This is a genomic window from Micromonospora sp. DT178 (genome assembly GCF_049841695.1).
GTDB lineage: Bacteria > Actinomycetota > Actinomycetes > Mycobacteriales > Micromonosporaceae > Micromonospora.
Genome location: NZ_JBNCKV010000006.1, coordinates 362,064 through 375,979, shown reverse-complemented (window position 1 = coordinate 375,979; position 13,916 = coordinate 362,064). Strand labels below are relative to the sequence as shown.

Sequence of the window (13,916 nt, the reverse complement as noted above, 5' to 3'; positions counted from 1 at the left end):
GGGGAGCGTGGACGGCATGACGGACAGGCTGAGTGAACTCACCGCCGCAGGCGTGGCGGTCTGGCTCGACGACCTTTCCCGGGTACGGCTGTCCTCCGGCGGGCTGGACCAGCTCCGCCGGGAGAAGCACGTGGCCGGGGTGACCACCAACCCGACGATCTTCGCCAAGGCGCTGAGCGACGCCGACGAGTACGACTGGCAGCTGCGCGACCTCGCCACCCGTGGGGTGGAGGTCGAGGAGGCCGTGCGCATGCTCACCACCTACGACGTGCGGTGGGCCTGCGACGTGATGCGCCCCTCGTACGAGGGCAGCGCCGGGGTCGACGGCCGGGTCTCCATCGAGGTGGACCCCCGGCTGGCCCACGAGACCGACAGGACCGTCGCCGAGGCCAAGGCGCTGTGGTGGCTCGTCGACCGGCCGAACCTCTTCATCAAGATCCCGGCCACCGAGGCCGGTCTGCCGGCGATCACCGCCACCCTGGCGGAGGGGATCAGCGTCAACGTCACGCTGATCTTCGGGCTGGACCGCTACTCGCAGGTGATGGAGGCGTTCCTGGCCGGCCTGGAGCAGGCGAAGGCGAACGGGCACGACCTGTCGAAGATCGGGTCGGTCGCGTCGTTCTTCGTCTCCCGCGTCGACAGCGAGGTCGACAAGCGATTGGAGAAGCTCGGCTCCGACGAGGCCAAGGCGCTGCGCGGCAAGGCCGCCGTCGCCAATGCCAAGCTGGCGTACGAGCGCTACGGCGAGGTGTTCTCCTCGGACCGCTGGCAGGCCCTCGCCGACGCCGGCGCCCACCCGCAGCGGCCGCTGTGGGCCTCCACCTCGACCAAGAACCCGGACTACCGGGACGTCATCTACGTCGAGGAGCTGATCGCCCCCGGCACGGTCAACACCATGCCGGAGCCGGTCGTGCACGCGTACGCCGACCACGGCGAGACCCGCGGCGACACCATCACCGGTTCGTACGACGAGGCCCGCAAGGTCTTCGCGGACCTGGAGTCGGTCGGGATCGACATGGCCGACGTCATCGAGACCCTGGAGCGCGAGGGCGTGGAGAAGTTCGAGACGAGCTGGCAGGAACTGCTCGACGGCGTCCGCAAGTCGCTGTCGGCCGCGGGCCGGGGCGCAGGCCGCCCGGGTGACGCCGCGAAGGACAACGCGCAGGCCGCGCAGCAGGCGGGAGGAAACGCGTGAGTGAGCGTAGCGAGCGAACCATCAGGCTCAGCAGTGCGGCGCCTCGCGCCGCCGCCGAGCGGAGCGAGGTGGCGGAGTGAGTGATCTGCTCGCCGGGGCGGTCGAGGCCGCCGCCGGGCTCTCCGTGCACGGGGCCGACACGGTCGACAGGTCGGCTCCCGCCTCCACCCGGGACGCGCTCGTGAGCGCCGGCACGCCGGGCAAGCTGGCCGCGAAGGACCCGACCCTGTGGGGTCCGGACGCCGAGGCCGAGGCGAAGATCCGCCTCGGCTGGGTGGACACCCACCTGCGCAGCCGGGAGCTGCTGCCCCAGCTCGCCGAGCTGAAGGCGGAGCTGGCCGACCTGGACCACGTGGTGCTCGCCGGGATGGGCGGCTCGTCGCTGGCGCCCGAGGTCATCGCCCGTACCCTCGGCAAGCAGCTCACGGTGCTCGACACCACCGACCCGGGGCAGGTCCGGGCGGCGCTGGCCGACCGGCTGGAGCGCACCGTGGTCGTGGTGGCCAGCAAGTCCGGTTCGACGGTCGAGACCGACAGCCACCGCCGGGCGTACTGGCAGGCGTTCCTCGACGCGGGGATGACCGAGGCGGAGGCCGGGCGGCACTTCGTCGTCGTCACCGACCCCGGCTCGCCGCTGGAGGCCACCGCCGCCGAGATGGGCGCCTTCACCGTGCTCGCCGACCCGAACGTGGGCGGCCGCTACTCGGCGCTGACCGCGTTCGGGCTGGTCCCGTCGGCGCTGGCCGGCGTCGAGGTGGCCGAGCTGCTCGACGAGGCCGACGCGCTGGCGCGGTCGCTGGGCGGGGACCGCGACAACCCGGGCCTGGCGCTCGGCGCGGCGCTCGGCGCGGCGGCCACCATGGGCCGGGACAAGGTCGCCCTGATCTCCGACGGCACCGGCATCGAGGGCCTCGGCGACTGGGCCGAGCAGCTGATCGCCGAGTCCACCGGCAAGGCCGGAGTCGGCATCCTGCCGGTCGTCGTGGAGTCGCCGCAGAGCCCCGGCGCCACCGGCGACGACGTGCTCACCGTGACCTACGGCGGCGCGCTGCCCGCCGGCGCCGTCCCCGGCGGCGGCGCCGACGCCGACGTGGCCGTCAACGGCCCGCTCGGCGCGCAGTTCCTCGCCTGGGAGTACGCCACCGCGATCGCCGGCGTGGTGCTCGGCATCGACCCGTTCAACCAGCCCAACGTCACCGAGTCCAAGGAGAACACGAACCGGATCCTCGCCTCCGGTCCGCCGGCGGAGACGCCGTCGTTCACCGAGGGCGCGATCGAGGTGTACGCGCCGCAGGGCGCCCCGGGCGACCTGGCCGGCGTGCTCCGCCAGCTGGTCGACGCGGCGGGCGACGACGGCTACCTCGCGGTGATGGCGTACCTCGATCGGTTCGCCGACGCCGACGCGGCCCGGCTGCGGCCGCTGCTGGCCGGTGCCGCCGGACGGCCGGTCACCTTCGGTTGGGGGCCGCGGTTCCTGCACTCCACCGGCCAGTACCACAAGGGCGGCCCGCAGGTCGGCAGCTACCTCCAGCTCACCGGCGCGGTCGCCGACGACCTGCCGGTGCCGGGCCGGCCGTACACCTTCGGCGAGCTGCAGGCGGCGCAGGCCGCCGGCGACCGGCAGGCCCTGGCCGAGCGGGAGCGCCCGCTGGTCCGGCTGCACCTGACCGACCGGTCGGCGGGCGTGGCCCAGCTGCTCGATGCGGCCGGGGCGTTGCGGGCGTGACGATGGGGACCATGGATGACGCGGAGCGAGGAGGCGGCGTGAACCCGCTGCGCGACCCGCAGGACCGCCGGCTGCCGAGGATCCCGGAGCCGTGCGCTCTGGTGATCTTCGGCGTCACCGGTGACCTGGCCCGCAAGAAGCTCCTGCCGGCCGTGTACGACCTGGCGAACCGGGGGCTGCTGCCCCCGGGCTTCGCCGTGCTCGGCTTCGCCCGCCGGGACTGGGGCGACGGGGACTTCGAGTCGCTCGCCCACGAGGCCGCCAAGAAGCACGCCCGCACCCCCTGGCGGGAGGAGGTGTGGGCGCGGCTGGTGGGCAACATCAAGTTCGTCGGCGGCTCGTTCGACGACGACGCCGCGTTCGACCACCTCTCCGAGATGCTGGACGAGCTGCGTCAGACGCACGGGATCCCGGGCAACGCCGCCTTCTACTTCTCCATCCCCCCGGCGGCGTTCCCCGTGGTCCTCAAGCAGCTGGCCCGCACCGGTATGGCCGACAACGCCAAGTCCGGCGGCTGGCGCCGGGTGGTGGTGGAGAAGCCCTTCGGGCACGACCTGCCCTCGGCGAAGGCGCTCAACGACCTGGTCGACGACGTCTTCACCCGCAAGGACGTCTTCCGCATCGACCACTACCTGGGCAAGGAGACCGTCCAGAACATCCTCGCCCTGCGGTTCGCCAACAACCTGTTCGAGCCGCTGTGGAACTCCAAGTACGTCGACTCGGTGCAGATCACCATGGCCGAGGACGTCGGCATCGGCACCCGCGCCGGCTTCTACGACTCGGCCGGCGCGGCCCGTGACGTGTTCCAGAACCACCTGCTCCAGCTGTTGGCGCTGGTGGCGATGGAGGAGCCGACGAGCTTCGACGCCGACGAGATCCGCACGGAGAAGCTCAAGGTGCTCCGGGCGATCACCCTGCCGAAGGACGTGGCCGAGGGCACCGTACGCGGCCAGTACCTGCCCGGCTGGGTGGGCGGCGAGCGTGCCGTCGGGTACCTGGAGGAGGAGGGCGTCCCGGAGGACTCGACCACGGAGACCTACGTGGCCGTCCGGCTCGGCATCCAGAACCGCCGCTGGGCGGAGGTGCCGTTCTACATCCGGGCCGGCAAGCGGCTGCCGCGGCGGGTCACCGAGGTCGCCATCATGTTCAAGCGGGCGCCGCACCTGCCGTTCAACGAAGCCGACATGGAGTCGCTGGGCAACAACCAGCTCGTGATCCGGGTGCAGCCGGACGAGGGCGTCGTGCTCAAGTTCGGCTCCAAGGTGCCCGGCACCACGATGGAGGTCCGCGACATCGCGATGGACTTCCAGTACGGCGAGGCGTTCACCGAGGCCAGCCCCGAGGCGTACGAGCGGCTCGTGCTGGACGTGCTGATCGGCGACCGCACCCTCTTCCCGGACGCCGCCGAGGTCGAGCAGAGCTGGCAGGTGGTGGACCCGCTGGAGCACGCGTGGGCGGGCACGAAGCCGGAGCCGTACCGGGCCGGCGAGTGGGGCCCCCGGGCCGCCGACGAGATGCTGGCCCGCGAGGGCCGGGCATGGCGGCGGGCGTGAGCGCGAGGAGTGAGCCGGTTCTGCGAGCCCCGCAGTCGCGAACAAAGGCCAGTGGCGTGAGCGCGAGGAGTGAGCCGGTTCTGCGAGCCCCGCAGTCGCGAACGAAGGCAGGTGCCGTGAGCAGCCGCAGCGAGCAAACCAGGAGGCTCCTTTGATCGGCCTGTGGGACACCACCGGCAACGAGGTGGTCAAGGCGCTGGCCGCCGAGCGGCGCAGCGCCGGCGGGGTGGCCAGCGGCATGGCGCTCACCCTGATCGTGGTGGTGGACGAGAAGCGGGTCCGCGAGGCGGAGGCGGCGGCGACCATAGCCGCCGCCGCCCACCCCTGCCGGCTGCTGGTGGTGGTCCGCACCGACGTGGAGCGCGAACGCAACCGGCTGGACGCGGAGATCGTCGTCGGCGGCCGGCTCGGCCCGTGCGAGGCGGTGGTCACCCGGATGTACGGGCGGCTGGCCCTGCACGCCGAATCGGTGGTGATGCCGCTGCTGGTGCCGGACGTGCCGGTGGTGACGTGGTGGCACGGCGAGCCGCCGGCCGAGATCGCCACGGACTTCCTCGGCGTGGTGGCCGACCGGCGGATCACCGACTGCGCGCAGGCCGCCGACCCGATCGAGGCGCTGCGCCAGCGGGCCCGGGACTACGCCCCCGGCGACACCGACCTGGCGTGGACCCGGATCACCCCGTGGCGCACGCTCGTGGCGGGGGCGTTCGACACCACCCAGGCCAGGGTGACCGAGGCGACCGTGGTGGCCCCGCCGACCGACCCGACCGCCGCGCTGATGCAGGGCTGGCTGGCCGCGCGGCTGGGCATCGAGCCGGTGTGGGAGCACACCGACGCGGCGCCCCGGATGCGGGAGGTGCAGCTGCGCTGCGCCAACGGCGACACGCTGACGCTGTCCCGGGACGACAGCGTGGCGACGTTCCGGCGTACCGGCCAGGAGGACCGGCAGCTGCCGCTCGTCCGCCGGCCGCTGGGCGACGAACTGGCCGAGGAGCTGCGCCGGCTCGACGCCGACCAGGTGTACGCGGAGGCGCTGGGCACGGCGGCCGGGCTGGCCGACCTCGACCAGCGCCCGCCGCAGCGGGTGCACGTCTGGAAGGACCCGGCCACGGCCCAGCGGGCCGAGGCGGGGGTCACCGCGCACGTGGGAACGAGCGCCGAGCACTGAGCGCCCGACTGCCCGGGGCACCACGGAGGACCGGCCGCGCGGCGGCCGGAGAAACGAAGGCACACAGATGAGTGAGGCGAGTGTCGCCGTCCACGCCGACGCCGACCTGCTGGCCCAGGCGGTGGCCGCCCGGCTGGTGGTCAAGCTGCTCGACGCCCAGGCCGAGCGGGGCCAGGCGTCGGTGGTGCTGACCGGCGGGCGGATAGCCGCGGCGGTGCACCGGGCGGTGGCGGCGCTGCCGGCCCGGGACGCCGTGGACTGGTCCCGGGTCGACGTCTGGTGGGGCGACGAGCGGTTCCTGCCCGCCGGCGACCCCGAGCGCAACGAGACCCAGGCCCGCGCCACGCTGCTGGACGCGGTGCCGCTCGACCCGGCCCGGGTCCACCCGATGCCGGCCTCCGACGGTCCGGCCGGGCCCGACCCGGAGGAGGCGGCGGCCCGCTACGCCGAGGAACTGGCCCGCTCGGCGCGTCCGGGGCACGCCGCGCTCCCCCACTTCGACGTGCTGATGCTGGGCGTCGGCGAGGACGGGCACGTCGCCTCGGTCTTCCCCGAGCATCCGGTGCACCACGACAGCCGGCCGGTCAGCGCGGTGCGGGGCAGCCCGAAGCCCCCACCGGTGCGGACCACGCTGACCCTTCCGACGATCAACACGGCCGAGGAGGTCTGGCTGGTGGCCAGCGGGGCCGACAAGGCACGGGCGGTCGGCATGGCGCTGGCCGGGGCGGGGCCGGTGCAACTGCCGGCGGCCGGCGTGCAGGGCACGGGCCGGACCCTCTGGCTGCTGGACCGGGCGGCGGCGGCCGACGTCCCGGCCCGCCTGCGCAGCCTGCGCTGACGTGCAAGGGGCCCCTCGTCGACGCCGGGCGTCGCCGAGGGGCCCCTTGCTGTCCGCCCTGGGCGGGAACGCCGCCTAGCCGGCGGGACGGCCACGCCGGCGGCGCAGGTCGGCGAGGGCCTCGGCCAGGATGGCCTCCCCCTCCGCCGCGGTGCGCCGCTCCTTCACGTACGCCAGGTGGGTCTTGTAGGGCTCGGGCCGGGCGCGGCCCGGCGGGTTCTGCGCGTCCTGGCCGGCGGGGAGGCCGCAACGCGGGCAGTCCCACACCTCCGGCACCTCGACCTCGGCGGCGAGCCGGATCTCGTTGCGGTGGTCGTTGCGGCACCAGTAGGTGACCGTCCGGCACGGGGCCGGCTGGTGGCGTTCGGGCGCGAATCCGACCCGGGTGCCCGGGATGACGTTGCCGATGGGCACGGCTGCTCGCTCCTGTCGTCGGAGGGGAACCGCCGCGGAGAGGGCGGCGGGCGACGCGGTGCAGCGGGTGGAACGAACTGCGCGCGGCCCGTCGTCGACGGGCCGCGCGCAAATTGTACGACTTGGCGGGCTCAGACCGTGCCGCTGGCCATCTGGAGGCGGAGCCAGAGCCCCAACCCGACGATGCAGGCGAACCAGACGATGCCCACCAGGACGGTGTAGCGGTCGAGGTTCTTCTCCGCCACCGAGGAACCGGCGAGGCTGGAGCTGACGCCACCGCCGAACATGCTCGACAACCCGCCGCCCTTACCGCGGTGCAGCAGGATCAGCATCGTCAGCAGGATGCTCGTGATGACCAGCAACACGATCAACGTGTATGCGAACCAGATCGGCATGGCTGGGGTCAGTCCTCTCGTTACGATCCTCGCCCGGGCAGATCGGGCACGGTGGCACCGACCGACGGACGGGCGGAGTCAAGGATAGCGAGCGATCAGCGGGAGATGTGCTCCGGGAACCGGCAGATCTTCGCGAACTCCTCGGCGTCCAGGCTCGCGCCGCCCACGAGCGCCCCGTCGACGTCCGGCTGAGCCATGATCGCCGCCACGTTCGAGGACTTGACCGACCCGCCGTAGAGGACCCGGACCTTGTCGGCGGTGTCCTGACCGAAGGACTCGGCCAGGCGCTGACGGACCGCGCCGCACACCTCCTGGGCGTCCTCCGGGGTGGCCGTCTTGCCCGTGCCGATCGCCCAGACCGGCTCGTACGCCACCACGACCTTCTGCACCTGCTCGGCGGTGAGCCCCTTCAGGGCGCCGTCGAGCTGGTCGCTGCAGTGCGCCACGTGGGTGCCCTTGTCCCGGACGTCCAGCCCCTCCCCCACGCAGAGGATCGGGGTGAGCCCGTGGGCCAGCGCCGCCTGCACCTTGGCGTTGACGATCGCGTCGTCCTCGTGGTGGTAGGCCCGTCGCTCCGAGTGCCCGATCACCACGTAGGTGCAGCCCAGCTTCGCCAGCATCGGGCCGGAGATGTCCCCGGTGTAGGCCCCCGACGCGTGCGGCGAGAGGTCCTGCGCGCCGTAGCCGATGAGCAGCTTGTCGCCGTCGACGGCGGTCTGCACCGTACGCAGGTCGGTGAACGGCGGCAGGACCACCGTCTCGACGTCGGTGAGCTGCTTCTCGGTGAGGCTGGCCGCCAGCTTCTGTACCAGCAGGTTGGCCTCGAGGTGGTTGCAGTTCATCTTCCAGTTGCCGGCCATCAGGGGCCGGCGGGTGACGCTCGCCATCAGTTCTCCAGGGCCGCGATGCCGGGGAGGGTCTTGCCCTCCAGGTATTCCAGGGAGGCGCCACCGCCGGTGGAGATGTGCCCGAAGGACGACTCGTCCAGCCCGAGCGCCCGTACCGCGGCGGCGGAGTCACCGCCACCGACGACGGTGAACGCGTCGGTCTTCGCGATCGTCTCGGCGATCCCGCGGGTGCCATGGGCGAACGCCGGCATCTCGAACACGCCCATCGGGCCGTTCCAGAAGATCGTCCGCGCGCCCTTGAGGGCGGCGGCGAACCCGGCGACCGTCTCCGGCCCGATGTCGAGCCCGACCCGCTTGCTGGGGATGCCGTCGGCCGGCACGGTGTCGTGCGCGGCGTCCGGGGCGAACGCGTCCGCGGCCACCACGTCGACCGGGAGCATGATCTTGCCCTCGGAGCGCTCCAGCAGGTTGCGGCAGGTCTCGACCATCTCCTCCTCCAGCAGCGAGGAGCCCACCTCGTGGCCCTGCGCCTTGAGGAAGGTGAAGCACATCCCGCCGCCGATGAGCAGCCGGTCGACCGACGGCAGCAACGCCTCGATCACCGCCAGCTTGTCGGAGACCTTCGAGCCGCCGAGCACCACCACGTACGGGCGCTCCGGCTCGCCGGTCAGCCGGGACAGGACCTCCACCTCGCGCAGCACCAGCCGGCCCGCGACGTGCGGCAGCCGGGCCGGCACGTCGTGGACGCTGGCGTGCTTGCGGTGCACCGCGCCGAACGCGTCGTCGACGTAGGCGTCGCCGAACGCGGCGAGCTGGTCGGCGAAGGCGCCCCGCTCGGCGTCGTCCTTGCTGGTCTCACCGGGGTTGAAGCGCAGGTTCTCCAGCAGCGCGACCTCGCCGTCAGCGAGCGCGTCCACGGTGGAGCGGGCGGACTCGCCCACGGTGTCGGTGGCGAAGTGCACCGGCGCGCCGAGCAGCTCGCCGAGGCGCCCGGCGACCGGGCGCAGGCTGAACTGCGGGTCCGGGGCGCCCTTCGGGCGGCCCAGGTGCGAGCAGACGACCACCTTGGCGCCGGCTCCGGTGAGTGCGCTCAGGGTGGGCAGCACGGCCCGGATGCGGCCGTCGTCAGTGATGTCACCGGACTGCTTGTCGAGTGGGACGTTCAGGTCGGCGCGCACCAGCACGCGCCGACCCGACACCCCCTCGGCGAGCAGGTCGTCGAGGGTACGGATGCTCACTTAGGCCAGGCCTCCGTTCGTGACCGCCAGCTTCCTCACAGGGACTGGCCGACCAGCTTGACCAGGTCGACGAGGCGGTTCGAGTAGCCCCACTCGTTGTCGTACCAGCCGACGACCTTGACCTGGTTGCCGACGACCTTGGTCAGCGGCGCGTCGAAGATGCACGACGCCGGGTCGGTGACGATGTCCGAGGAGACGATCGGGTCCTCGTTGTAGACCAGGATGCCCTTGAGCGGGCCGTCGGCGGCGGCCTTCAGCGCGGCGTTGACCTCGTCCACCGTGGTCTCACGGTTGACGTCGACGGTGAGGTCGGTGGCCGAGCCGGTCGGGATCGGCACCCGCAGCGCGTAGCCGTCCAGCTTGCCCTTCAACTCCGGCAGCACCAGGCCGATCGCCTTCGCCGCGCCGGTCGAGGTCGGCACGATGTTCAGCGCGGCGGCGCGGGCCCGACGCAGGTCGGAGTGCGGCGCGTCCTGGAGGTTCTGGTCCTGGGTGTACGCGTGGATCGTCGTCATCAGGCCGTGCTGGATGCCGAACGTGTCGTGCAGGACCTTCGCCATGGGCGCGAGGCAGTTGGTGGTGCAGGAGGCGTTCGAGATGATGGTGTGCTTGGCCGGGTCGTACTGGTCGTGGTTGACGCCCATGACGACCGTGACGTCCTCGTTCTTCGCCGGGGCGGAGATGATGACCTTCTTGGCCCCGCCGTCGACGTGCGCCTTCGCCTTGGTGGCGTCGGTGAAGAAGCCGGTGGACTCGATGACCACGTCCGCGCCGACCTCACCCCACGGCAGCTTCGCCGGGTCCTTCTCGGCGAACGCCTTGATGGTCTTGCCGCCCACGGTGATCTCGTCGGCGGTGGCCTTCACCTCGTGCGGCAGGCGGCCCAGGATGCTGTCGTACTTGAGCAGGTGGGCGAGCGTCGCGTTGTCGGTCAGGTCGTTGACCGCCACGACCTCGACGTCAGCGCCGGACGCCAGCACTGCCCGGAAGAAGTTGCGGCCGATCCGGCCGAAGCCGTTGATGCCAACCCGGATGGTCACAGGTCCCATCTCCTTGCGTTCTGGTCCGCCGGCGTAAGACCCGGGCCGGCGGAGGTGTGTGCGCCGACCGTTGGAGCCGGCCGTTGACGGTTCATCTCGGCCACCCCGCCGCGGTCTCGAAGGACCTGACCGCCCGAGGCGGTGTGCACGGCGAGGAGTGCCTGTGCCGGCCCCCTTGCCGTACGCAGCGACCTTATCCGAGCGTGCGACGCAGTGCAGCGCCGGGTGGTGATCCCACCGGCACCGCCGACCCGCACCGTCCTATCAGACCACGAGCATGTCGGGCGTGACGGCTGCTTCCGTATCCGGGATGCCCAGGTCCCGGGCCCGCTTGTCGGCCAGCGCCAGCAGCCGTCGGATCCGGCCGGCGATGGCGTCCTTGGTCAGCGGCGGGTCGGCCAGCGCGCCCAGCTCCTCCAGCGAGGCCTGCCGGTGCTCCAGGCGCAGCCGGCCGGCGGAGGTGAGATGGTTGGGCGCGTCCTCGGCGAGGATCTCCAGCGCCCGGGTCACCCGGGCGGCGGCGGCGACCGCGGCCCGCGCCGAGCGGCGCAGGTTGGCGTCGTCGAAGTTGGCCAGCCGGTTCGCCGTGGCCCGCACCTCGCGGCGCACCCGCCGCTCCTCCCAGGCCAGCACGCTGGAGTGGGCGCCGATCCGGGTGAGCAGCGCGGCGATCGCGTCGCCGTCCTTGACCACCACCCGGTCCACGCCGCGCACCTCGCGGTTCTTGGCGGTGATGCCGATCCGGCGGGCCGCGCCCACCAGGGCCAGCGCGGACTCCGGGCCGGGGCAGGTGATCTCCAGCGCGCTGGAGCGGCCCGGCTCGGTCAGCGAGCCGTGCGCCATGAACGCGCCGCGCCAGGCCGACACCGCGCAGCAGACGTTCGCGGCGACGACGTGCGGCGGCAGCCCCCGCACCGGGCGTCCCCGCACGTCGAGCAGCCCGGTCTGCCGCGCGAGGGCCTCACCGTCCTTGACCACCCGCACGATGAAGTGGCTGCCCTTGCGCAGGCCACCGGACGCGAGCACGTGGATCTCACTCGGGTAGCCGTAGACCTCCGCGATCTCCCGTCGCAGCCGTCGGGCCACCGCCCCTGTGTCGAGTTCGGCCTCCACCACGACCCGACCGGAGACGATGTGCAGCCCGCCGGCGAAGCGCAGCAGCGCCGCCATCTCCGCCCGCCGGCAGCAGGGCTTGGGCACGTCGACCCGACTCAGCTCGTCCTTGACCGCAGCCGTCATCGCCATTGTGCGTCCCCTCACGGACCTGTTCCGGCGTGTCGCCGGAGATTACGTACGTGTCTAACGATCGGCGCCCAGGACAGGCACCAGTGCGGCGCCCAGGGCGGCCGGATCATGACGGGGAGTGCCGTCGGTGACCGCGACGGGAGCGAGGACCAGGCGGGCACCCAGCGATTCTGCCGCACGTTCGACCGGTTCGGGGTCACCCGCCGCCTTGGAATCGGCGACCACACGGTCGACCCTCAGCTCCGGCAGGTACGCGCGCAGCGCGGCCAGATGGTCGGCCTGGGAGAGCCCGGAGGTCTCCTTCTCGGCGGCGAGGTTCAGCGTGACGAGCCGCCGCGCCGGGCTGGCGACGATCGCAGCGGCGAGCTGCGGCACCAGCAGGTGCGGCAGCACGCTCGTGTACCAGCTGCCCGGCCCGAAGATCAGCCAGTCGGCCGCGCCGATCGCGGCGACCGCCTGCGGGCAGGCCTCCGGCGCGACCGGGGTGAGCCGCAACGACTCCACCCGGCCGGTGGTCACCGCGACCTGGTGCTGGCCCGTGATCGTGCGCACCTCGTCCGGCCGGCGCGGGTCGGCGCCGCGTACCCGTGCCTCGATCCCCACCGGCTCGCACGACATCGGCAGCACCCGGCCGACCGAGCCGAGCATCGCGCCAGCGTGTTCCAGGGCGGCCACCGGGTCGCCGAGCAGCTCCATCAGCCCGCAGAGCACCAGGTTGCCCACCGCGTGCCCGGCCAGCCCGCCGGCGCCGTCACCCGCCCGCCCGCCGGCCGTCCCTCCGGCGACCCCGGCCGGCTGCGGGCCGGAAGGGGTCCGTCCGGTGCCGGAGACCGGAAGGCGCCCCGCCGACAGGTCCCCGGCGGGAGCCGGGCCGTCGGCGGGCGGCGGCACCTCGGCGAAGCGGTGCTGGAAGAGCTTGGCACTGCGCCGGGTGGCCGGGTGGTCCCCCGCCAGCGCGACCAGCGCCTGCCGCAGGTCGCCCGGGGGCAGGCCGCCCCGCTCGGCCCGCAGCCGGCCGCTGGAGCCGCCGTCGTCGCCGACGGTGACCACCGCCGTGATGTCGAGGTCCAGCTCGGGGGCGCAGCGGCGCAGGGCACGCAGCGAGGCGGACAGGCCGTGCCCGCCGCCGAAGGCGACCACGCGCGTCGCCGTCACTCGCGCCCCAGGTCGCGGTGCTGGGCGTTGGCCGCCAGACCGGAGTGGCGCAGCCGGGCGGCCAGCTCCTCGGCGATTGCCACGCTGCGGTGCTTGCCGCCGGTGCAGCCGACCGCCACGGTCAGGTAGCGCTTGCCCTCCCGCTCGAAGCCGACGGTGGTGGCGTTAACCAGGTCGGCGTACGACCCGACGAAGGCGTCCGCGCCCTCCTGCCCCAGCACGTACGAGCTGACGGCCTCCTCCCGGCCGGTGTGCTCGCGCAACTCCGGCACCCAGTACGGGTTGGGCAGGAACCGGGCGTCGAGCACGAAGTCGGCGTCCGGCGGCAGGCCGTACTTGAAGCCGAAGGAGAGCACGGTGACGCGCAGCCGGCGGGCGTCCTCGCCGCCGAAGAGCTCCTCGACGCGGCGGCGCAGCTGGTTGACGTTCAGATGGCTGGTGTCGATGATCACGTCGGCCTGGTCGCGGGCCTCCTCCAGCAGGCCGCGCTCGACCGCGATGCCGTCGGCGAGCCGCCCGTCGCCCTGCAACGGGTGCGAGCGCCGGACGCTCTCGAACCGCCGGATCAGCACCTCGTCGTCGGCGTCGACGAAGACCACCCGGGGCGAGAAGCCGCGCTCCTTCAGCTCCCGGATCGCCCCCGCCAGGTCGGTGGAGAAGGCGCGCGAGCGCACGTCCAGCACCATCGCCGTACGCCGGGCCGCCCCGCCCGCCTTGAACGCCAGCTCGGCCATGTCGAGCATCAGCGCCTGCGGCAGGTTGTCCACCACGTAGAACCCGACGTTCTCCAGCGCCCTCGCCACCGTGCTGCGGCCGCCGCCGGAGAGCCCGGTGACCACCACCAGGGTGGTGTCCGACTCCGCCGGTGTCTGCTGCCCCGTCACCGTCGCGCCCCGTTCCTCGGCCGTACGCGCCTCGCTCACCCACTACCCCCAAGCCGTGGCGCCGCGGCCGGCACCCCCGGCCGCGCGTGGTCAATCAGCGACTCTATCCCGCACCCCCCGCACGTTGCCGGCACGTCCCGGGCCGCCGCCGTGGCGGCGCCCACCCCGGCGGACGGCCGGACCCGGTCGCGACCCGCCCGCTCGGGTCCGCCGGCTG

The 13,916-nt window shown here is 73.3% G+C and carries 13 protein-coding genes; 5 read left to right on the top strand and 8 right to left on the bottom strand.

Annotated features, from left to right (window positions below; translation table 11 throughout):
- The first annotated feature begins 16 nt into the window (after window positions 1–16).
- The 5 genes from tal (at window position 17) to pgl (ending at window position 6,480) form a co-directional block, all read left to right on the top strand.
- Window positions 17–1,195 (top strand): transaldolase, encoded by a 1,179-nt coding sequence (gene tal, locus ACLQ22_RS14690; protein ID WP_425692736.1) that lies wholly within the window; start codon window positions 17–19, stop codon window positions 1,193–1,195.
- Window positions 1,196–1,271: 76 nt separating this feature from the next.
- Entirely contained in the window at window positions 1,272–2,921 is a 1,650-nt protein-coding gene (locus ACLQ22_RS14685) for a glucose-6-phosphate isomerase (protein ID WP_425692735.1), read from the top strand.
- A gap of 11 nt (window positions 2,922–2,932) precedes the next feature.
- Window positions 2,933–4,474 (top strand): glucose-6-phosphate dehydrogenase, encoded by a 1,542-nt coding sequence (zwf, locus tag ACLQ22_RS14680; protein ID WP_425692734.1) that lies wholly within the window; start codon window positions 2,933–2,935, stop codon window positions 4,472–4,474.
- 151 nt (window positions 4,475–4,625) lie between these two features.
- Window positions 4,626–5,642: a glucose-6-phosphate dehydrogenase assembly protein OpcA gene (locus ACLQ22_RS14675; protein WP_425692733.1), complete on the top strand. Its 1,017-nt coding sequence runs from the start codon at window positions 4,626–4,628 to the stop codon at window positions 5,640–5,642.
- Window positions 5,643–5,709: 67 nt separating this feature from the next.
- Window positions 5,710–6,480, top strand: a complete 771-nt coding sequence (pgl, locus tag ACLQ22_RS14670; RefSeq protein WP_121400678.1) for a 6-phosphogluconolactonase — start codon at window positions 5,710–5,712, stop codon at window positions 6,478–6,480.
- Window positions 6,481–6,555: 75 nt separating this feature from the next.
- Here the strand turns inward: pgl and ACLQ22_RS14665 are convergent, their stop codons facing one another.
- The 8 genes from ACLQ22_RS14665 to rapZ form a co-directional block, all read right to left on the bottom strand.
- Window positions 6,556–6,894 carry an RNA polymerase-binding protein RbpA gene (locus ACLQ22_RS14665; RefSeq protein WP_121400677.1) on the bottom strand — a complete coding sequence of 113 codons (339 nt, stop codon included), beginning with the start codon at window positions 6,892–6,894 and terminating at the stop codon, window positions 6,556–6,558.
- Between the two features lie 131 nt (window positions 6,895–7,025).
- Window positions 7,026–7,289: a preprotein translocase subunit SecG gene (gene secG / locus ACLQ22_RS14660; protein ID WP_121400676.1), complete on the bottom strand. Its 264-nt coding sequence runs from the start codon at window positions 7,287–7,289 to the stop codon at window positions 7,026–7,028.
- A 95-nt stretch (window positions 7,290–7,384) separates the two neighbouring features.
- Window positions 7,385–8,176 carry a triose-phosphate isomerase gene (gene tpiA, locus ACLQ22_RS14655; protein WP_425692732.1) on the bottom strand — a complete coding sequence of 264 codons (792 nt, stop codon included), beginning with the start codon at window positions 8,174–8,176 and terminating at the stop codon, window positions 7,385–7,387.
- Window positions 8,176–9,375: a phosphoglycerate kinase gene (locus ACLQ22_RS14650; protein ID WP_425692731.1), complete on the bottom strand. Its 1,200-nt coding sequence runs from the start codon at window positions 9,373–9,375 to the stop codon at window positions 8,176–8,178. Before ACLQ22_RS14650 ends, tpiA begins: the two co-directional genes overlap by 1 nt.
- A gap of 35 nt (window positions 9,376–9,410) precedes the next feature.
- Window positions 9,411–10,415, bottom strand: a complete 1,005-nt coding sequence (gene gap / locus ACLQ22_RS14645; protein ID WP_425692730.1) for a type I glyceraldehyde-3-phosphate dehydrogenase — start codon at window positions 10,413–10,415, stop codon at window positions 9,411–9,413.
- Between the two features lie 264 nt (window positions 10,416–10,679).
- On the bottom strand, window positions 10,680–11,660 hold the full coding sequence (gene whiA, locus ACLQ22_RS14640) for a DNA-binding protein WhiA (protein ID WP_088999356.1): 981 nt from the start codon (window positions 11,658–11,660) through the stop codon (window positions 10,680–10,682).
- A 54-nt stretch (window positions 11,661–11,714) separates the two neighbouring features.
- Window positions 11,715–12,815 carry a gluconeogenesis factor YvcK family protein gene (locus tag ACLQ22_RS14635; protein ID WP_425692729.1) on the bottom strand — a complete coding sequence of 367 codons (1,101 nt, stop codon included), beginning with the start codon at window positions 12,813–12,815 and terminating at the stop codon, window positions 11,715–11,717.
- A complete protein-coding gene (rapZ, locus tag ACLQ22_RS14630) occupies window positions 12,812–13,699 on the bottom strand; it encodes an RNase adapter RapZ (protein WP_151453375.1) in 888 nt (295 codons plus the stop codon). Before rapZ ends, ACLQ22_RS14635 begins: the two co-directional genes overlap by 4 nt.
- Window positions 13,700–13,916 lie beyond the last annotated feature (217 nt).

Bases quoted from the DNA above. Each gene is read 5' to 3' on its own strand.
- pgl (WP_121400678.1), top strand. From the start codon at position 5,710: ATGAGTGAGGCGAGTGTCGCCGTCCACGCCGACGCCGACCTGCTGGCC.
- secG (WP_121400676.1), bottom strand. From the start codon at position 7,289: ATGCCGATCTGGTTCGCATACACGTTGATCGTGTTGCTGGTCATCACG.
- whiA (WP_088999356.1), bottom strand. From the start codon at position 11,660: ATGGCGATGACGGCTGCGGTCAAGGACGAGCTGAGTCGGGTCGACGTG.
- zwf (WP_425692734.1), top strand. From the start codon at position 2,933: ATGGATGACGCGGAGCGAGGAGGCGGCGTGAACCCGCTGCGCGACCCG.
- tpiA (WP_425692732.1), bottom strand. From the start codon at position 8,176: ATGGCGAGCGTCACCCGCCGGCCCCTGATGGCCGGCAACTGGAAGATG.
- tal (WP_425692736.1), top strand. From the start codon at position 17: ATGACGGACAGGCTGAGTGAACTCACCGCCGCAGGCGTGGCGGTCTGG.